This window comes from Clostridium cochlearium, assembly GCF_900187165.1.
Taxonomy (GTDB): domain Bacteria; phylum Bacillota; class Clostridia; order Clostridiales; family Clostridiaceae; genus Clostridium_G; species Clostridium_G cochlearium.
Genome location: NZ_LT906477.1, coordinates 80,225 through 101,449, shown reverse-complemented (window position 1 = coordinate 101,449; position 21,225 = coordinate 80,225). Strand labels below are relative to the sequence as shown.

The window sequence follows — 21,225 nt, the reverse complement described above, 5'->3', positions numbered from 1 at the left end:
TTTTCTACTCTTCTACAGAAATAGCAGATGTTGGGCAGCTAGCTTCCGCTTCTTTAGAAAGCTCCTCTGATCCATCTGGGACTTCTTCTGTTATTGTTTTAGCTTTACCATCGTCATCCATTTCAAATACTTCTGGAGCCACTGAAGGACATAATCCACATCCTATACAAGTTTCTTTATCTACATATGCTTTCATTTGTATTCCTCCTTAATAAATATTATCTTTATTATTTTTACCTTGTTTTATTTATTTATAACTATATTTAGATAAATAAAAAGTTGGCAAATATTATTTACCAACTTTTTGCTTGTTATTTTATCTGATTCATAAATCCTTCTAATAGCTCCTCATATTCTGCACAGGCTGTAATATAATCTTCCACATTACCTTTCTCCATACTTTCTGTTAAGTCTAAATTTACAGGAAGTTCTGCTATTAAAGGTACTTCTAAATATTTAGCTTGTTCTTCAGCAGTTTTTCTACTAAATAAATTTATTTTTTCTCCACAACTACATCTTACATAAGACATATTTTCTACTACACCTAAAACATTTATATTCATTTTTTTTGCCATTATAATTACTTTTTTAACTATCATAGAAACCATATCTTGAGCTGTTGAAACAACTACCATTCCTTCTACAGGTATACTTTGCATGATTGTAAGTGCTACGTCTCCTGTTCCTGGTGGCATATCTATAAGAAGATAATCAAGTTCTCCCCATTCTGTATCTGTATACATTTGAGTAAGTACTCCTGTAATAACTGGACCTCTCCATATAACTGGTTCTTCTTCATGTTCAGTTAATAGATTAAGAGACATAACCTTTATACCTGATGATGTTTCTACTGGTAAAAATTTAATTTCTTCTCCAGTTCTTCCTTCTAAAGCATATGCTCTTTCTTCATTTATTCCAAAAAATCTAGGCATTGATGGTCCTGTTATATCTGCATCTAATACCCCAACTTTATATCCTGCTTTTTTTAGCTTTGTAGCAAGAATTCCTGTAACTGTAGATTTACCTACTCCACCTTTACCACTTATAACACCAATTATGTGTTTTATATTACCGTATTTAGGTACTATTTTAGAACATGATGCTTCATTACTATCACATTTACCTTTACTTGGACAACTATCACAATTACTCATAAAAATTCCTCCTTAGTTTCCATTAAAACTTCTCAGGCTTTTTATTAGAACACTCTACATGCCATGCTCTATTTTCATATTCTGCTTTAAGATAATACTTCTTGTCATTTTTATCTATTCTATCATGAAATGTAGCACTGGACTTATATAATAATCTTCTATAGCCTTGAGTTTTTAAAGTCATTACTACGTCATATTTAGAATCATCCTCTTCTACTAAGTATACTCCTTTATATTTCTTTAGTCTATTTTTAAATTCTTCTAAATCCTTAGATAAAATAAACTTTTTAACTTCGATGTCATCTTCTAAATTTATTCCTATAGTTTTACTAGTTTCTCCATTATCTTTTAAATAATTATCAAGAATTTCTAATATAGAGTCGTAATATATATTTGTAAAGTCTTTAGGAATTCTTACATCCCAAAAACTTTTTATTATATCATTATCTATTCTTTTAGATACTATGTATACTTTTCCATCTCCATATAAATTTCCACCATTTTTTTTATCTAATCCTACGATATACTGAAATTTATGAATCTTATCATGTGACTCATGCATTTCAAATATGTAATCTGGTTTCAATTCTGATTTCTCATCAACTTCTTTAGCTTTAGAAAGTATGTCATACAAATCCTTTATAGCTCTTTTATCTGTAACTATAAATCTATATCCTGGATCCCTAGTATTTTGTATTATAATTTTGTTTATTTTGTTTTCTTTTATATATTCAAAATCATTATTTTTCATATTAAAAGATAATTTTAGTTTATCCAAAGTAGAACAACCAGAAAAAACTATACTAAAAACTATAAAAAGAATAAAATAATTTTTTTTCTTATGTTTATGAAATCTAAACAATACTTTTTCCTCCAGATCTATTTAAATTTATTATTCTTTTTTAAATTTATCTACATTAAATATAAATACTCCTATAATAATAGTAAATAAACTTATAAATTGAGAGGTAGATAAAATAAATACATTCCCCCTTGGATCTCCTCTAAAAAACTCAACTATAATTCTACCTACACCATATAAAATCACATATAATGAAAATACTCTTCCCGGTTTTTTGTCCTTTTTACTATACCAAAGCAAGAAAAACGCTAACAAAAAATCAAATATAGATGAATAAATTTGAGTAGGATGAAGATGGATATTTGATGGAGCAAAGGGTGAATTTGTAAATGTAATACCTATTGGTAACTTCGTAGGTTTACCATAACAACATCCTGCTAAAAAACACCCTATTCTTCCAAAACCTTGAGCCAATGCTACTGATGGTACTACTAAATCAAGCATTTCTAGGACATTCCAGTTCTTTTTCTTACAGTATAAATATACTGAAAGAGCTCCACCTATTATGGCCCCATATATTACAAAGCCATTACCTAAATCTTTTAAAATCTCAGGATTATCTATTATATTTTTTATATCTACAATTATATAGAGCAGCTTTCCTCCTAATATTCCCCCAATAATTGCCACAATTGTCATGTTAAAAATACTATCTTCATTGTATCCCATGTTTTTTGATCTTTTATCTAATAATATTACTGCTGCCAATATTCCTAAAGCAATCATAGCACCATAACCATATATTTTTAGTCCAAATATTTCAAATAATACTGGTTTCATTGTATTTCCTCCTATTCATCAAATGTACCTTCTAAATATTATACCATATATGTTTTAACATATTATTTATAGATAAAATAATTATATTTATTTTTTATTATATTTTAAAGTTTCAACTATATTTTTAAAAATGGTTGGCATGTTTTCCTTAAACTTATCTTCCTGTACGAAAAATGAAAATCTTATAATTTTATCGTCTTTATTTAAAAAATACTCATAACATTTAAATAGTCTATCCTGATTATTTTTTATAATATAACTAATGCAATAAGCAGGTTTATTATTTATCTTTATATTTTTCATAACATAATCAGATATTTTATTTTGTTTTTCCGATATACTCTTACTGTTTTGTAAAAATTCCTTTATATTATATCCTATATCCCAAACCTGCATAAAACCATGGACCTTTAAATCTCTTGATTCAAATTCATTATGATAAACGATCTCACTGCCTTCAAATTTCTTTTCTTCAGCTATCCACTGCTCTGGCAGTCCATATTCTATTTCACCATTTAAAGCTTTATAATTCTTCAACTTTTTTATATTACTTTGCATTAAAGAGGTCATTTTCATGCTATTATTTATTACTCTTTGAAAAACAAACATACTTGTCATTAAAAGCAATATAATTATAAATACTTTAGTCTTTTTCCTATCTAAAACTATGATTTTCATTTAAACCCTTTTAAATTTATTCATTCAAAAGGGTACTCACCTCCTAAAAATTCTAATATTTAAATATATGATAGAAGGTTAAATAATATTAAAAAATAGGTATGCAGTGCACACCTATTTTTTTGAAGGAATTAATATAGTAGAATTTTTGAAGTCATAAAACATTAGCCAATATCCATTAACTTCATTTTCTTTAGATTTAGATGGAACCCAAGTTACAAAACCTGTTTTTCCTCTAAATGGTTGATGCTTTAATTTTTTAGTGCCTGGTATACCATATATTAAATATTTCATTTTTCCTTCATTATTAAATTTATATCCAACTATGAAGTGATTATATGGTTCAATATATCTATAATAATTAATCATAGGATAATAAAATGTAGTATATTTATTGTAGTCCCCTATATAATACATGTCCATTATACTATTTACTGGTACTCTATACCACTTACATCTCTTTATATCTACTATTGTATCAGATATATCCCTAAAACCTTCAGCTATACCTCTAAAAAATGTCCCTGTTTCTCCTATAGGATACTCATCACAATTACTACGTGTATCTGCTACAAAGATTTTATTTCCTTCATTATCTAATTCTTTACTTTCTTCTTTTGCATTTTCGCATGTTTTTTCAATTACTTCTTGTGAATAATCTTTTCTTGGCTCATCCCCTGTTTTTATTTCTTTTTTATTATCCTCTACTTTTGTATTCTCTTTTTCAACTTCTTCAAATATCTCTGTTTCTTTTTCTTGTGATTTATTTTTAGTATTTTGTTTTTTAATATTCTTTTCTTTAGTATCTTCAATTTGTTTTTCATACTTATCAAATACATTTATTTCTTTTTCTGGTTCATTAATTTGTTTAATTTCCTTTTTTTCTTCTGGTTTAGTTTCACCTTTATTGACTCTAGCCTCTAATAATTCAAATTCTCTCCACTTAAGATTATCTGTTGTTAAAAATCCACTTAAAACAGGTATTATGTTTTTATCTAATATTTTTGCTACCACTGCCCCTGATATATTATCTATAGATAATTGCGTATTTGCTATATTATTACTACCGTATTCATAGGATACGTCTGCTCTACCGTAATCATCTATGTTCAGCTCTCCTATTCTTATTAATTTATTAGTTCCTTTTTTACCTAAAACTAATACCATGTAATAAGGAGCATCTTCTTTTTTAAGATTCTGTACATAATAAGAAACTTTACACTTGTCATTTTTTAATTCTAGCTTAACATAACCGGTAGGCAATTTGTCAGAGGCCAAAGCATACCCTTTTTCGTCTTCCTGCAATATTATAAAATATCTACTATAATTCTTTTTTTGTGCCAATTGATGTACCCCCATATATTTATTCATTATAATATATGAGTATTAATACAAAAAGTGAACAAGAACTTAAAAATAATTTTTTTTATATTAATTCATGCAAGCTATCAGATAGAAGTGCAAATTCCTCCACAGACAAGGTTTCTCCCCTTCTTTTAGGATCTATATTAGAAAGTTTAAAAACTCTTTCAATTATCTCTTTATCTAAATTACTTAAACTTTTTATAACATTCCACATAGTTTTTCTTCTCATATTAAAAGCTGTCCTTATTATTTTAAAAAATAATTCTTCGTCTTTTACACTTACTCTAGGTTGTTGTAATTTATCTAATCTTATTATTATTGAATCTACCTTTGGTCTAGGTATAAAACTAGATGGTGAAACTTTTCTTATAACATTTATATTACAATAATATTGAACCAATAAAGATAATGAACCATATTCTTTATCTTTAGGTTTAGCCGACATTCTCTCTCCAACTTCTTTTTGTATCATTACTGTTAACGATTTAAAATTTAATCCTTGTTTTAATATCTTGGCTATAATAGGAGTAGTTGCATAGTATGGAAGGTTAGCAACTAATTTTAAATTTTCTTTTTCTAATACTATTTCATCTAAATTAATTTTTAATATATCTTCATTAATAAGAGTTAAATTATCATATTCTTTTAATTCTTCTTTTAAAATAGGTATTAATTTTGAATCTACTTCTATAGCTATAACTTCTTTAGCTACATTCAGTAATTCTCTTGTTAATGCCCCTGAACCTGGTCCTATTTCTACAATTACATCTTCTTTTTCTACATCTGCTCCTTCTACAATATCTCTTATAACCCCATCATCTATAAGAAAATTTTGTCCTAAACTCTTAGTAAAACTAAAGTTATATTTATTAACAATATCTTTAGTATTATTTTTTTTCATAACTATTCTCCTCATCTATTTTTCTTATTCCATTTAAAAATTCTTCTCTTGTTATACCATAATTATTTAGCCTAGTTAAAAATTGAGAAGCATTACAATATCCTATTCTTAAAATTTTAGCAAGTTTATCTCTTCTCTCTTTAGAATCTTTCATTCCACTTAATCCATACGTAATCATATCTTGTATTGAAAATTCTTCTCTTTTTATTTTAACGTTACACTTTGCAGAATTCAAAGCACTTATTATAGCATCAGGTGATGCATTCTCCACACCGATGTCTCCATCTTTATATCCCTCTCCTTTAGATATATAAGCATGCCTTACTCCTTGGACTCTTTTAGCTATAATTTTTCTTATTTTTTCGCCTGCAAAATCTGGATCTGTAAATATTATTACCCCTTGCCTTTTTTGTGCTTCCTTTATTCTATTTATAACCTTTGCATTTATACCAAATCCTCCTACAGCAATAACCTCTGCATCTACAGCTCTTTTAACTGCAGTTATATCGTCTCTGCCTTCCACTACTATAACTTCTTTAATCATTATAAAATCATCTCCTAAACTTTTTTATGTATAAATAGAAAAATAGGAGCCATAGGCTCCTTTTACTTGTCTACTTTAATATATATAAATTTACCCATCTAACTCCCCATTGATATGCTTCGCTATTAGTAGGAACAAATACATCTATTCTATTACCTTTTATAGCTCCTCCTGTATCTTCTGCAATAGCATATCCATAACCTTCTACATATACTTTTGTTCCTAGAGGAATTACTCTTGGGTCTACTGCTATGGTACTATATCCTCCTTGAGATCTTCTTGCTACTGTTCCAGTAGCTGTTATACCATAACCTGGATCCCCTGGATTTTTACCTGTGGATTGATAATCTGCAGTATAAGCAGTAGCTTTCATTTTTATAGCATTTGAGTATTGGAAATTTCCTCCCCTTGAAGGAATATATGATGATGTATTACCCATAGCTATAATTTTTTCCACTGGTTTTTTAGTAACCACTTCACTTATAACTTTTCTAGCAATCTCTTTGCCATTTTCATAAATTACCTTTGTTGTTATAACTTTTTCACCAGGTTTACCTTCCTGGATAGTTTTATTTTCGCCTTGTTTCATATTGATATCTTGCTTTGTGACTGTTGAAAAATTAATTGATTTTACCTCTTTTAATACTTTTGAATCTACTCTAACAATAGCCACTTTAAGTCCATCTTTTAGTTTTTCTGTCTTAGAAGGTAAAATTTTATCCTCATTTTTAATGTTTATACCCTCTGCTTTTAACATTTTATCAACATTATCTTCTGCAGATTTTATTGACAATTTTTTACCATCTACCTCTAATTGAACATCAACTGCTCTTTTTATATATATTTTATCGCCATTATTTACTTTGTTGTCAATTTTAGGTGTAACCTTATCTTTAGCTCCCACCTGTATACCATTCGTAGACAATACATCTTTAATATCAGATTTAAATGTAATTATCTTTTTTTCTTTTCCATCAACATTTACATAAAGAGTTTTTTTTGCGCTAAATACTAATGCTGCTATAATTATTAATACAAATGTTGTAATAATAACTGCTCTATTTTCATTTGAAAAATATTTGTTGATAGATTTCTTACATTCTTCCACCAAAAAAACCTCCCTTGGCAAAACCAATAAACATTCGTCAATTATAAATGTCATTTTTGATTTTGTCAAATTTAAATATGATTTTTAATATAAAATGCATTTATATGCATAAAATTATAAATAATTTATAATTGCAAAATTTAATATTTTTGGGTTTTAGGTGGATACTATTTATTATATGTTCCTTATTTAATTAATTATATGTTTATATCATAAAAAATACTACGTATATTTTATATTATTATTTTATATTAAGCAACTGTTTTGTATTTAATATTAGTTGATTATTAAGTTCCTCTTCTGATATTTCTTTAATTTGAGCTATTTTTTTAATAATTTGTTCTATATACTCTGATCTATTACGTTTTCCTCTATGGGGCTCCGGTGCCATATATGGGCAATCCGTTTCCACTAGTATTCTATCTATAGGGACATCCTTTGCAACCTCTAAAGTTTTCCTAGCATTCTTAAAAGTTACAACACCTGTAAATCCTATATAGTACCCCAATTTTAAGCATTCCCTTGCAAATTCTACACTCCCAGAAAAACAATGAATTACTCCCTTTACTTCTGGGAACATCTTTATTATATCTAAGGTATCTTTATGAGCATCTCTGTTATGAATTACTACAGGCAAATTTAATTCTTTCGCTAATTCCATTTGTTTTATAAATACTTCCTTTTGAACCTCCCTAGAGGGGTTATCCTCATAATAATAATCCAACCCTATTTCCCCAATGGCTTTTACCTTAGGATAAGAAGTCATATTTTTTATCTCATTTAACATATCATCATCTACTGTATCTGCATATTCAGGATGAATGCCAACAGCAGCATAGAAGAAATCATAATTTTCAGCTAAATTTACTGAATCTATAGCTCCCTTAAAAGAAGATCCACAATTTAAAACCCCAATAATATTATTATCTTTTAATTCTTGTAATACTTTTGCTCTATCTTCGTTAAATGAATCATCATCATAATGAGCATGTGAATCAAATATATTCATTTTTATTCTCCTTCCAAACATTGTATACTATGGTAAAAGAGATTTTATTACATAATATTACCACTTTATTATTTTTTTATTCATATTATATTAAAAATATATTTCTGTCAACAAAATAAGCTTATAAGCAGATGCTTATAAGCTATTTAGAATAACTAGTTAACTTGACTTCCTGTTGGTAATTCTCCTGGAATAGTCACTGTGAATAATTTACTGTCATCATCTGTAGCAGCTGCTAATATCATTCCTTGAGATAATTCTCCTCTTAATTTTACAGGTTTTAAATTTGCAACTAAAATTACAGATTTTCCTACTAATTCTTCTGGTTTATAATATTGAGCAATTCCTGAAATTACCTGTCTTTCTTCTCCACCTAAATCAACTTTTAATTTTAAAAGTTTTTTTGCACCTTTTACAGGTTCACAAGAAATTACCTTTACTACTCTTAAGTCAATTTTATCAAAATCATCTATAGTTATTTCTTCTTTTATAGGCTTAATTTCTCTTTTTGGTTCTTCTTCCTTCTTTAAATTGTTTAGCTCTTCAATTTTAGCTTCTACATCTATTCTTGGGAATAATGCATCTCCCTTTACAACCTTTGTACCAGCCTTAGTTCCATCAAAAGAAGCTATACTATCCCAAGTAGTCAAGTTCACATTTAACTGTTCATTTATTTTTTCACTTGTTTTTGGTAAAAATGCTGATATAAGAACTGAAATAATTCTTAAAGTTTCTGATAAATTATATAACACTGTACCTAATCTATCTTTCTTATTTTCATCTTTAGCAAGTATCCATGGGGTTGTTTCATCTATATATTTATTAGCTCTTCCTATAAGTGTCCAAATTTCATCTAAAGATTCAGGTATTCTTAATTTATCCATATTATTTTCAACTTTTTCTCTAGTAGCTAAAGCTAAGTTTATAAGTTCGTCATCAATAGCTTCTTTTGCTACAGGTGCTGGCATTACACCATCAAAGTACTTTTGCACCATAGTCACAGTTCTTGAAAGTAAATTTCCTAAGTCGTTTGCTAAATCTGAGTTTATTTTTTTTATAAATAATTCATTATTAAATAATCCATCTGAACCAAATGGAATTTCTCTTAAAAGATAATATCTTACTGTATCCTCACCAAAATGATCTACTAAAATAACTGGGTCTACAACATTTCCTTTTGATTTAGACATTTTTCCGCCATCAACTAAAAGCCATCCGTGACCAAATACTTGTTTTGGTAGTTCAATACCTAATGCCATAAGCATAATAGGCCAATATATTGTATGGAATCTTAATATGTCTTTTCCAACTAAATGTACATTTGCTGGCCAATATTTTTCTAAGAGTTCTTGATTATCACTATTATATCCTAATGCTGTTATATAATTAGATAAAGCATCTATCCAAACATATATAACGTGTTTATTGTCAAAACTTACAGGTATACCCCAATCAAATGAAGTTCTTGAAATACATAAATCTTGTAATCCTGGTCTTAAAAAGTTATTTAGCATTTCATTTTTTCGTGATTCTGGTTGTATAAAATCAGGATGTTCTTCTATATATTTAATTAATTTATCCGCATATTTAGACATCTTAAAGAAATATGCTTCTTCCTTTGTCTTTTCCACAGGTCTTCCACAGTCAGGGCAATTATGATTTTCTAATTGTGATTCTCTCCAGAAGGATTCGCAAGGTGTACAATACCATCCTTCATATTCTCCTTTATATATATCTCCCTGATCATATAGCTTTTTAAATATTTTTTGTACAGCTTTTACGTGATAATCATCTGTAGTTCTTATAAATTTATCATAACTTATATTCATTAACTTCCATAATTCTTTTATGCTATCAACCATATCATCTAAGTATTCTTTAGGTTTCAATCCCTTTTCTTCTGCCACTCTTTGAATTTTTTGACCATGCTCATCTGTTCCAGTTAAAAATAACACATCATATCCAGTTAATCTTTTAAACCTAGCTAATGCATCTGCTGCAACTGTAGTATAGGTATTTCCTATATGTAATTTAGCTGATGGATAATATATAGGTGTAGTAATATAAAAAGTTTTTTTACTCATATTAAATTCCTCCTAATTTTATAAAATTTAAACTTAAACAAAAAAGCCTCTATACAGAATTCTCTGTATAGAGGCGTATGCTTCAAAACGCGTTACCACTCTAAATACATCTTATTTTCGCAAATAAGATCTCCATAAGTGACTATATAATCACTTTGCAAGTTAACGGTTGCCACCGTAGTACTTTACTTTAATTTCAAATACTATGCTCCAGGTCCATGTTCATAAACTTTTAGTATTGTGAGCTTTCACCTTACCTCACTCTCTTTTAAATACCTTAGGCTTACTACTCTTCCTTTCATTGCATTTCAATGCCATATCTCAAAATAATGATAATATATATACTTTACAAAGTCAACTAATTTTATACTTTATATTTTAAAATTTTAATCAGTTAACTTTTTTCAAACTTTCATATGCCCTTTTTACTTCTTGTAAATCTTTTATTATATATTGTTTTTTTCCTTCATCTCTTAGTACTGCTGCTGGATGAAAAGTAGCTGTAATAAGGCATCCTTTTCTTTTTATCCACTTTCCTCTATCTCTAGTTATCCTCCATTGATCACTTATAATACGGTTAGTTGCTATAGCTCCTAGACATACTATTATTTTAGGCTGTATTAATGCAAATTGATTTCTTAAATATGGTATACAAGATTCAATTTCATCTTCTTTAGGATTCCTATTATTCTCAGGCCTACATTTACAAATATTACATATATAATAATCTCTTTCTCTTTTTAAGTCCAAACTCAATAATATTTTTGTAAGAAACTGTCCTGCTCTACCTATAAAAGGTCTGCCTGTTTTATCCTCGTCTCCTCCTGGTGCTTCACCAATAAACATTATATCTGCTCTAGGATTTCCTTCACCAAAAACCATATAAGTTCTATTTTTACATAAATCACATTTATTACAATTCAAACAATTATTATATAATTCTCTCCAACCTAACACAATTCTTCACTCCAAACAAATACTTGACAGTTTAAAACTAATTTTCAATATTATTAAATATAGCTACTCCTTTGTTTTTTAGAAAAATATACATAAGTATATTTATTAAAGTATATATTGCAATAATAAGTAATATTGTAGTTATTAAATTCAAATTTAGTTTTATAAATAAAGTAGCTGTTATCACGGCTAATATTGTATTTAATGCCATATTGCCTATTATATTAAAATTTTGTTTTACTGCCTTTTGTTCATTATCCCAATTTAATTTAGGATAATATAAATCTATAATCAAACCCATTAAAGATGAAAAAAACATAGCCGGTATAGTTATAATAACTATACTTATAATGACAATTAATGGTACTTTAATTATCAAACTTATTGTTAATAAAATAAAGAATATACTCACAAACTCTATTATAACTGCTGTTAATATTTTAGCCATAAACATGTTCTTTGCATCTAATGGTACAAATTTGTTAAAGTATAAATTTTGTCCTTCTCTTGATATAGATGATGCAGCTATGCCATTTGTAGCTGTTATAAATAATACAACTGAAAAAGCTATAATAACTACAAATTTGATACCGTCAATATCTTGTAATATAGCATTAACTTCCTGTATTATCTCACTTAATTCTCCTTGCATAGCTATAGGTGCTATAAAAAATACTGGCCATAAAAAATTCATCAATATGCAATTCATAAAATATATAGGTGTCCTTAAAAGAACTTTTATTTCTTTTAACACATAAGATGTAATAACACTTCTCTTTTTAGTATATCTATGTAAATCTGCATCTTCTATAGCTTTTCTTGTAGAAGTAGTTTCTGAAATTCCAACAACTCCTTTTAAATACAGCTTTTCTCCTATATATATAAATGCAACTAAAAATAATAAAGTTATTATTAAAAACAAACATATATAAATAAATCCTTTAAAATTATTATGTTCTATTAAACTATACACCCCTGATTTAGTGGTAGGAAAAATTTTAGATAAAACTCCTACATATTTACCCTTAATTGTCATTATCATATTTTCAATTTGATCTTTGCTTTGATTTCTAGAAGTAATACTTTGTATAAATAGGTTGATTCCTATACCTATAGATAAGGCAACAACTCCACTTATCATCTTAAATCTATCTTTATTTTTTCCTAAATTAGAAAACCTCATAATTACCATTATTAATATAGTGCATAAAATTGTAGGAACTATTGGATTTATTAAAAATATTATAGCTCCATATATATAATAAACTAATCCCGCATTTATCTTTATACCATATTGTATTAGTACAGGTAATAAAAATATTATTTCTGTTATATATTCATATATAATTATAAGTATTAATTTACTTCCTATTATTTCATAGGAACGCAATGGCAGTGGAATTAAATTTTCTATGTCCATAGAAAAATAAAATGTATTCATTACATGAAATATAGCAAATATAAATATAGCTAGAGAAGTAGCTGCTATACCCATATATAAAATTATGCTTTCTTCATTTATTTGTTTTAATATATCATAAATATTTGAAGTTGAAGCAGATAAACTCTTTAAAAGAGGCATAAATCCTAAAGCTAATAGTATTACTAATACAATGGCTTTCTTTTTATCTTCTTTGTTATATATACCTAAATTGGTCTTTATAAAAACCTTTGTAAGAGATATAAACCTACTCATTTTCAGTTACCTCTAAAAATATTTTTTCTAAGGATTCATCTTCTTTAAACTTTTCCTTTATTTCATTAAGTTTGCCACATAATAATACTTTACCATTACTGATTATAGCCAATCTATCACATAACTTCTCTGCTACCTCTAATACATGAGTTGAAAAAAACACAGTCTTACCACTTCTAACATGTTCCTTCATCATTTCTTTTAATATATATGATGATTTAGGATCTAATCCCGTCATAGGTTCATCTAGTATCCACACCTCTGGATCATGCACTAAAACTCCCATAATTATTATTTTTTGACGCATACCATGAGAATAACTTTGTATTCTATCATTTAAAGCATTTTCCATATTAAATCTTGATGATAACTCTTTTATTTTTTCTTCTCTTTTTTCTTGGGAAACCTTATATATATCCGCTATAAAATTTAAATATTCTATGCCCTTTAATCTCAAAAACATATCTGGATTATCTGGTACAAATCCAAATTGCATTTTGGCTTTTAATGGATCTTTTTTTATATCTACACCATTTATTTTTATTTCACCTTCATCTGCATTTAATATTCCAGTAATCATTTTTATTGTAGTAGTCTTTCCTGCTCCATTAGGTCCTAAAAATCCAAATATTTCACCTTTTTCTATACCTAAGCTAATATTATCTACAGCTTTAGTAGTTCCATTGTAGGATTTGCTAACATTTTTTAAATGTATCATTATTTTAATCTCCTTAATATATATTTTTATATATATTCTATAACAGTATATTTTCTATTTAAAGTGTTTTTATGATAATAAACTTAAAATTATTACGGAAAAAATTACCGCGGATATATCTGCTATTATAGCAGCCCATAATGTATGTCTTATTTTTTTAATTCCAACTGCTCCAAAGTAAACTGTTAATGTATAAAATATAGTTTCTGTAGAACCCATTATTACTGAAGCAACTTTTCCTATATAACTATCTGCTCCATAGTTTGTAATTATATCTGTATATATTCCTAAAGCACCACTTCCCGATAAAGGCTTCATAAAAACTAAAGGTAATACTTCTCCTGGTAATCCTATATATTTAACAATTGGATTTACAAAGTCTATAATATAATCCAATGCTGTAGATTCTCTTAATATTCCTATAGCTAAAAGCATGGCAAGCATGTATGGAAATATATTTATACATATTCTCATACCCTCACGAGCCCCTTCTATAAAGCATTCATATACCCTTACACCTTTTGTCATTCCATATATAACTATACTCATTATGATAATAGGAATTATTATATTCGACAAAATATCACCTACCTAAAAGTATTTTTGTAATATCTTACAACTTATAATTCCTACAATACCCGCCATCCCTGTAGTCAAAATGGAGGGCAATATTATATCTGCTGGACTATTGGAACCTGCCGCAGCTCTTATAGATATTATTGTTGTAGGAATTATTTGTATACACGCTGCATTTAAGACAAGAAATATAGCCATATCATCACTTGCAGTATCTTCATGTGGATTTATTTTTTGCATATTTTCCATAGCTTTTATGCCAAAAGGAGTAGCTGCATTTGAAAGCCCCATCATATTTGCTGTTATATTCATAACTATAGGTCCCAATGTTTTGTCATCTTTTCCTGCTTCTTTAAGTATTAGTCTTAATATAGGTTTTAAAATCTTAGCAAGTTTATCTGTTAGTCCACTTTTTTCAGCTATTTTCATAATTCCACACCATAAACTCATAATACCTAAAAGTTTTATTATTAACTCTACAGAAGAAGTTGTAGAAGCTATTATTGCATTAGATATAATTTCTCCTCTACCTGTTACAATTCCAATCACTATACCTATGACTAATATAGAAAACCATATATAATTTACCATGTCATATCCCCTTCTTATAAATATAATTATTAACCCCCATATCCATATATTATTTGATATGTATAAATAATATAACTTATAATATAATTTGGATAAATATAATAACCTTATATAATGTATTGAAAATTAACTGAATTTAAGATATAATGATTCCATTTAAGTCAGGAGATGATAAAAATGAAAGTAATAATAGTAGGTATAGGAAAATTAGGATATAAACTAGCAGAATCTATGTTAAATGAAGATATTGACGTAACACTATTAGACTCAAATCCCAAGGTTCTAGAACGAATAAATGATCATCTAGATGTTTTAACTGTTACAGCAAATGGCATAGAAATAGATGTACTTAAAAAATTAAATATTGAAACTTATGATTTACTTGTTGCTGCAACAAATAGTGATGAAACCAATACAATTATTTGTGCACTTGCAAAAAAAGTTGGTTGTAAAAAGACCATAGCAAGAATTAGAAATCCAGAGTATATGAAACAGTTAGATTTTGTTAAAGTTGAAATGGGAATTGACCACATTATTAATCCAGAATTAGCAACTGCAAATTCAATAGAAAAATATTTATTAAAAAACTATAGTTTTTACTCAGGAGATTTTGCTAGTGGCAAAGTTTCAATGGTTGATTTTAACATAGGAACTATGTCTAATTTTGTAGGTAAAAAAATTGAAGATATTGATGATCTTGATGGGCTATTAATTACCGCAATATCTAGAAACGGAACTATCATTATTCCTTATGGATCAATTCGATTAATTGAAAACGATGTAATTCATATAATCGGTAAAAGTAAAAATATTGAAAAGTTAAATAATAAACTTGATGTAAATATAAATAAAAAACATGTTAAAAATGCAATGATTCTAGGTGGTGGAAAGATAGGATATTATTTAGCTCAGAGATTAACTTCATATAATATAAATGTAATAATAATTGAACAAGATAAAAAAAGATGTGAATATTTATCTGAAAAGCTTAATAACGTTTTAATTATTCATGGAGACGGAACAGATATGAATCTTTTAGAAGAAGAAAACTTATCTTCTATGGATGCTTTTATTGGAGTAACAGGATATGATGAACAAAATCTTTTAATGGCATTAATGGCTAAGCAATCAGGTGTGAGCAAAACTATAGCAAAAATAAGCAGGCCTAGTTACGTTCATATCATAGATAAACTTGGTCTAGATGTGGCATTAAACCCTGTAAATATTACAGCTAGTAATATTTTAAAATACATACGGGGCGGTAAAGTCGTATCAGTATCCCTCCTTTTAGATGGTCAGGGGGAAGTTACTGAAATCATAGCAAGTGAAAATACTTCTATTGTTAATAAACCTTTAGCTCAATTAAATTTACCAAAAGGTATTATAATTGGAGCAATCGTACATAAAGATGATGTAATTATTCCAAATGGAAATTCTATTATTTATCCAAATGATCGAATAATTGTTTTTTGCTTAACATCAGATTTACCATCATTACAAACGTTTATTAAGCCGCATAAAGGAGGTATACTTAGTGAACTATGGAATAATAATAAAAGTACTAGGAAACATATTAGAAGTTGAAGCTATATTAATGATACCTTCTTTACTAGTATCTTTATATTATAATGAATACGATATAAATTCCTTTATTATTAGTATTATTTTAATAGGAATTACAGGCATTATTTTATCTAAAAAAACTGTATATAAAAAATCTATTAAAACAAAAGAAGGACTTGCTATTGTTGCTTTAGGATGGATTTTATGCTCTCTTTTTGGTTCTTTACCTTTTATAATTTCTGGAAGCATACCTTCCTGGATAGATTCATTTTTTGAAACAGTTTCTGGCTTAACCACTACTGGCGCTACACTTATTGATAATGTAGAAATTCTTCCCAAAGGGATATTATTTTGGCGATCCTTTACACACTGGATTGGTGGTATGGGAATTCTTGTATTTACTGTAGCATTGCTTCCTACCATAGGTGTTGGAGGATTTCAAATATTTAAAGCAGAAAGCCCTGGTCCTACTGCCGAAAGAATTGTACCACGTATTAAAAACACAGCAAAAATTTTATACATTACCTATATCTCAATTACTGTATTAGAAATAGTGTTTCTCAGAATTGGTGGTATGTCTTTATATGAATCTACAGTACATACTTTCGCTACAGTAGGTACTGGAGGGTTTTCTACTAAAAACTCAAGTATAGGCGCATTTAATAGTACATATATTCATATTATTATATCAATTTTTATGTTATTATCTGGAGTTAGTTTTTCATTATACTATGCCCTTTTTAATAGAAAATGGAAAGATATTTTTAAGAATGAAGAATTAAAACTTTATCTAGGAATCGTATTATCATCTGTAACATTAATTGCATTAAATATAAATTCTAAAATATATCATAATATAGGATTATCATTTAGAGATTCACTCTTTCAAGTAAGTTCAATTATCACTACCACTGGCTATTCAACAGTAAATTTTGATGAATGGCCAACCTTTAGTAAGTCTATTCTTTTCCTGCTTATGTTCGTAGGAGGATGTGCAGGCTCAACTAGTGGTGGAATTAAGAATATAAGGCTTTTAGTATTAGCCAAATTGGTTAGAAGAGAATTTCGTAAAATTTTTCATCCGAGAGCAGTAGTACCAATAAAAAATCGAGAAAGAGCAATACCAAATGACGTAGTTGCAAGCATAAGTAGCTTTTTTATATTGTATATAGCGATATTTGCATTAGGTACAATTTTAATTTCATTAGAAGGTATAAATTTTGAAAGTGCTGCAAGCGCCACAGCTTCTATGCTTGGAAATGTAGGCCCTGGATTTGGATTTGTAGGTCCCACTTGCACATATAGTAATTTTAGTGCCCTAAGCAAATTATTTCTATCCTTATTAATGCTATTAGGTAGACTAGAGCTTTTTACAATTATGGCACTATTTGTACCTACAACTTTTAAAAATAACTTTGATTCATAATATAAAAAAATTACGATGTAATTTTTTTAACAGAGGACAGAGGACAATTGACATAGGACAATGAAGGATGATTTTCTGACGTAAGGAAGAAAATCATCCTTCATTGTCCTCTGTCCTCTGTCAATTGTCCTCTATAAAAATTTTATGACGCAAAATTTTTATATTAGGTATGCCTATATTGCATTTATATTTCATTAGTGATACCATAATTAATGTAATTATAAATTCTATTAATTCGGAGGAATGGCATGATAATAACAGATATAATGAAATATATAGAAAGCGAATATAAAATAATAAGCCAAACTCCTTGCGAGGTTTGTGGTGGTCATTTTTTTGCTGATTATTTAGATATAGATATAGTTGAAGGTATTCCTCATGATATATGCAACTGTATATGTTCTAAATGCGGTCATGAAAAAATCTTTCAATTTTATGCACCCTTTGTAGAGGATGAATCCTTAGATAAATTTAACTTAAATTAAAGATAAACCGTGCATTGAAAATGCACGGTAATTTAAATATATAGGCTATTTTTTATATACTGGTTTTTTAAATACCAAAGTTGGATTCTTACACTTGTCCATTAAATCTTTTATATTTTTAACTTGTTTATATGCCCATCCTATATCTGTAGCATATTGATATGAACCTGGAGTGTATGGGTTCCATCTCATTTCATACAAAGTTTCCCTTGGACTTTGAGTGTTATTTACATACTTTTCTGCTATATATTTAGCTCCTCCTATTATAGCATCTTCTGGAGTAAACCATTTTTGTTCATACGCAAATTCTGAACCATACTTATTTGGATCTTGGTCAAATGCCTTTATTCCAAACATATTATAAACTTTTTTCTTACCATCAGCACCCGTTACTTCAATTCCATTAGCTAATTTAGAAGTACCATTTCCTGTCTCTAGCAATGCATGTGAAGCTAGGTAAACTGGATTTATATTATGAGTTTTCCCTGCCTCTAAAAAAGCTTGTCCTTTATCTTCTAATATGCCTTTTCCCTTTAAAATTCCATTTATATCTTCTGCAGTAATACTATCATCTACATAACTTAATTTTAAAAACATGTATTTACCATACTCATCCATAAAATTTTCAGGATTTAAATAATATTTTATTTGATTTCTGCTAGCTCCAACCCAGCCTGAAGGTCCCTCATCTGTTACAGATACGCTAGGAATTGATTGTTTGTCAAGAACTTCATCAATTGTTTTATCATAATTTATACTAGTTATATTTGAAACATCTTTACTATCTACACATCTAAAATAATCTACATAGTAATTATCAAAGTCTGTAAGCTCATCTTTATACAATCCCTTTTGTCCAGCTCTTTTTACATATATAATTACCTTATACTTTTCTCCTTCATTGCTTGATTCAAAAGTTTTATTTAATGTTATTTTATTACTAGCTATATAACCATTAGTAACTTCTTGAAAATCTTCAAACTTGTCCACATTATATGTATATCTACTTATAAATATTCTATATTCTACATGACTTGCACCTGTTGAACTTAAATAAAATGTCTGTGTCTCACCTGGCAATATGGGTTGTTTTTCCATTTTAACATTTGTTACCTTAGGTAAATTTATGTAGTCTGATTCATCTTTATATTTGCCTTCTATAGTAAATTGCATTTTTAAAGGTTCTTTTAAATTCTTTCCTCCTATGGATTCAACCCCCGTTTCCAAGTTCAAAACATATGTTTTAGCAGGTACATACCCACCAGTTACCGGAACTATTTCTATTGTATTTTCTTCTTTGCCTGGAGTAATGTTAACATTAACCTTTTTACCATTTGTATCTGTTACATATACATTTTTATCATTTATTGTATTTTTATTTAATCCAAAATTAAATTTTACTGTCCAAACCTTATCTGATGAAATATTTGCTCTATTTTCAAATTTGTTGTTAGCTAACACCTTATTACTTAAACACATGGAAAATATAAGCGATGCTATAATAACTTTTCTCAGTTTCATATAAAATACCCCCTTACCAAAATATACTTATAAATATAATTATATAATCTATTATAAAATTTTTCTATGGGAAAATAAAACATTTGAATTATATTTAGATATTAAGTAATTTTAAAACAAGCATAAATAATTATAGCGATTGTAAAATAAATTCATAATTATAATACTTTACAACCGCTATTTTATAATTTTGTTATTTTATTAAATTATATTTATAAGGTTTATTTTTTAGCTATAACTTCTATTTCTACTAATGCCCCTTTAGGTAATTTTGCAACTTCTACACAAGATCTTGCTGGATATGGTTCTTTAAAATATTGTGCATATACTTCATTTACTTTAGCAAAATCATCCATGTTGTCAATGAACACTGTGGTCTTTATTACATTATCAAAAGACATACCTTGTGATTCTAAAATACTTTTAATATTTTTTAAAGACTGATGAGCTTGAGCTACAACTGGTTCATCTCCTGTAGCAAGTTCTCCTGTAGCAGGATCTACTGGTATTTGTCCTGATAAAAATGCTAAATCCCCCACCATTATACCTTGTGAGTAAGGACCTATAGCCTTTGGTGCTAACTCTGTATTTATTACTTTTTTCATATTATTAATACCTCCTAAACAATTATATAATCATATAGTTCTTATAACTATTTTTATATGTCTAGTTTTATGTGTCTATTTTGATTATTCTATATATTGTCATAAAATCCTTTTTTAGATTAAAACTTTATATTTTTATTTAATAAACATATACTTTCAGCTTTGATTCCCAATTCTTCTCCTGTAAATGAAAGTCCCTCTTCTGTTGTGGCTTTAATATTTATATCTTCTATTGAAATATCTAAAACTTTACTTATATTTTCTTTCATATTATTTATATATGGTAACATTTTAGGTCGTTGTGCTATTATGGTACTATCTATGTTTACTATATGGTATCCTTTTTCCTTTATCATTAACTTTATATCTTCTAATAATTTTAAACTGTTATAATCTTTATATCTATTATCTGTATCAGGAAAATGTCTACCTATATCCCCCAGAGCTGCCGCTCCTAATATACTATCTCCTATAGCATGACATAAGACATCTGCATCTGAATGTCCTAATAATCCTTTCTCAAAAGGTATTTTTACTCCTCCTATTATTAAATCCCTTCCATTTACCAGTTTATGTACATCATATCCTATTCCTATTCTCAT

Annotated in this window: 22 protein-coding genes and 1 other annotated feature; of the genes, 3 read left to right on the top strand and 19 right to left on the bottom strand. The window is 27.8% G+C overall.

What is annotated here, in order from left to right; genetic code table 11:
• Positions 1–4: 4 nt before the first annotated feature.
• The 16 genes from CKV72_RS00535 to CKV72_RS00460 form a co-directional block, all read right to left on the bottom strand.
• A complete protein-coding gene (locus CKV72_RS00535; protein WP_089866721.1) occupies positions 5–196 on the bottom strand; it encodes a ferredoxin in 192 nt (63 codons plus the stop codon).
• A 115-nt stretch (positions 197–311) separates the two neighbouring features.
• Positions 312–1,154: an Mrp/NBP35 family ATP-binding protein gene (locus tag CKV72_RS00530; RefSeq protein ID WP_095177181.1), complete on the bottom strand. Its 843-nt coding sequence runs from the start codon at positions 1,152–1,154 to the stop codon at positions 312–314.
• Positions 1,155–1,176: 22 nt separating this feature from the next.
• Entirely contained in the window at positions 1,177–2,016 is an 840-nt protein-coding gene (locus CKV72_RS00525) for a YhfM domain-containing protein (protein ID WP_089866725.1), read from the bottom strand.
• Positions 2,017–2,046: 30 nt separating this feature from the next.
• Positions 2,047–2,796 (bottom strand): prolipoprotein diacylglyceryl transferase, encoded by a 750-nt coding sequence (locus CKV72_RS00520; RefSeq protein WP_095177180.1) that lies wholly within the window; start codon positions 2,794–2,796, stop codon positions 2,047–2,049.
• Between the two features lie 87 nt (positions 2,797–2,883).
• A complete protein-coding gene (locus CKV72_RS00515; protein ID WP_089866732.1) occupies positions 2,884–3,474 on the bottom strand; it encodes a PsbP-related protein in 591 nt (196 codons plus the stop codon).
• Positions 3,475–3,588: 114 nt separating this feature from the next.
• On the bottom strand, positions 3,589–4,818 hold the full coding sequence (locus tag CKV72_RS00510; RefSeq protein WP_095177179.1) for a DUF7922 domain-containing protein: 1,230 nt from the start codon (positions 4,816–4,818) through the stop codon (positions 3,589–3,591).
• An 82-nt stretch (positions 4,819–4,900) separates the two neighbouring features.
• Complete coding sequence (rsmA, locus tag CKV72_RS00505; protein WP_089866736.1) at positions 4,901–5,740, bottom strand: 16S rRNA (adenine(1518)-N(6)/adenine(1519)-N(6))-dimethyltransferase RsmA; 840 nt, start codon at positions 5,738–5,740, stop codon at positions 4,901–4,903.
• The gene (gene rnmV, locus CKV72_RS00500) at positions 5,727–6,284 is read right to left on the bottom strand and encodes a ribonuclease M5 (RefSeq protein ID WP_095177178.1); all 558 of its coding nucleotides are present in this window, start codon (positions 6,282–6,284) and stop codon (positions 5,727–5,729) included. The genes rsmA and rnmV overlap by 14 nt, the downstream gene beginning before the upstream one ends.
• 70 nt (positions 6,285–6,354) lie before the next feature.
• Positions 6,355–7,395, bottom strand: a complete 1,041-nt coding sequence (locus CKV72_RS00495) for a 3D domain-containing protein (protein WP_168944165.1) — start codon at positions 7,393–7,395, stop codon at positions 6,355–6,357.
• 238 nt (positions 7,396–7,633) lie between these two features.
• Entirely contained in the window at positions 7,634–8,401 is a 768-nt protein-coding gene (locus CKV72_RS00490) for a TatD family hydrolase (RefSeq protein ID WP_089866743.1), read from the bottom strand.
• Positions 8,402–8,556: 155 nt separating this feature from the next.
• The gene (gene metG, locus CKV72_RS00485) at positions 8,557–10,485 is read right to left on the bottom strand and encodes a methionine--tRNA ligase (RefSeq protein WP_095177177.1); all 1,929 of its coding nucleotides are present in this window, start codon (positions 10,483–10,485) and stop codon (positions 8,557–8,559) included.
• A gap of 66 nt (positions 10,486–10,551) precedes the next feature.
• Positions 10,552–10,796 (bottom strand) — a binding site (T-box leader).
• Between the two features lie 79 nt (positions 10,797–10,875).
• Entirely contained in the window at positions 10,876–11,442 is a 567-nt protein-coding gene (locus CKV72_RS00480; protein ID WP_095177176.1) for a uracil-DNA glycosylase, read from the bottom strand.
• Between the two features lie 37 nt (positions 11,443–11,479).
• Positions 11,480–13,138: a putative ABC transporter permease subunit gene (locus CKV72_RS00475; RefSeq protein WP_089866750.1), complete on the bottom strand. Its 1,659-nt coding sequence runs from the start codon at positions 13,136–13,138 to the stop codon at positions 11,480–11,482.
• Positions 13,131–13,856: an ABC transporter ATP-binding protein gene (locus CKV72_RS00470; RefSeq protein ID WP_089866753.1), complete on the bottom strand. Its 726-nt coding sequence runs from the start codon at positions 13,854–13,856 to the stop codon at positions 13,131–13,133. The genes CKV72_RS00475 and CKV72_RS00470 overlap by 8 nt, the downstream gene beginning before the upstream one ends.
• A 69-nt stretch (positions 13,857–13,925) precedes the next feature.
• Positions 13,926–14,405 carry a spore maturation protein gene (locus CKV72_RS00465; protein WP_089866756.1) on the bottom strand — a complete coding sequence of 160 codons (480 nt, stop codon included), beginning with the start codon at positions 14,403–14,405 and terminating at the stop codon, positions 13,926–13,928.
• Between the two features lie 42 nt (positions 14,406–14,447).
• Entirely contained in the window at positions 14,448–15,023 is a 576-nt protein-coding gene (locus CKV72_RS00460) for a nucleoside recognition domain-containing protein (protein WP_089866759.1), read from the bottom strand.
• 177 nt (positions 15,024–15,200) lie between these two features.
• Between CKV72_RS00460 and trkA the strand changes: the two genes are divergently transcribed.
• The 3 genes from trkA (at position 15,201) to CKV72_RS00445 (ending at position 18,497) form a co-directional block, all read left to right on the top strand.
• Positions 15,201–16,607, top strand: coding sequence for a Trk system potassium transporter TrkA (trkA, locus tag CKV72_RS00455; RefSeq protein ID WP_169712375.1), 1,407 nt, complete (start codon positions 15,201–15,203; stop codon positions 16,605–16,607).
• Positions 16,558–18,012, top strand: a complete 1,455-nt coding sequence (locus CKV72_RS00450) for a TrkH family potassium uptake protein (RefSeq protein WP_089866765.1) — start codon at positions 16,558–16,560, stop codon at positions 18,010–18,012. The genes trkA and CKV72_RS00450 overlap by 50 nt, the downstream gene beginning before the upstream one ends.
• A 248-nt stretch (positions 18,013–18,260) precedes the next feature.
• Entirely contained in the window at positions 18,261–18,497 is a 237-nt protein-coding gene (locus CKV72_RS00445) for a metal-binding protein (RefSeq protein ID WP_089867779.1), read from the top strand.
• A 45-nt stretch (positions 18,498–18,542) separates the two neighbouring features.
• Here the strand turns inward: CKV72_RS00445 and CKV72_RS00440 are convergent, their stop codons facing one another.
• From CKV72_RS00440 to ispF, 3 genes are all read right to left on the bottom strand, one after another.
• The gene (locus CKV72_RS00440; RefSeq protein WP_095177175.1) at positions 18,543–20,018 is read right to left on the bottom strand and encodes an N-acetylglucosaminidase; all 1,476 of its coding nucleotides are present in this window, start codon (positions 20,016–20,018) and stop codon (positions 18,543–18,545) included.
• Between the two features lie 221 nt (positions 20,019–20,239).
• Positions 20,240–20,623 (bottom strand): RidA family protein, encoded by a 384-nt coding sequence (locus CKV72_RS00435; protein WP_095177174.1) that lies wholly within the window; start codon positions 20,621–20,623, stop codon positions 20,240–20,242.
• Positions 20,624–20,742: 119 nt separating this feature from the next.
• Complete coding sequence (gene ispF / locus CKV72_RS00430; protein WP_095177173.1) at positions 20,743–21,225, bottom strand: 2-C-methyl-D-erythritol 2,4-cyclodiphosphate synthase; 483 nt, start codon at positions 21,223–21,225, stop codon at positions 20,743–20,745.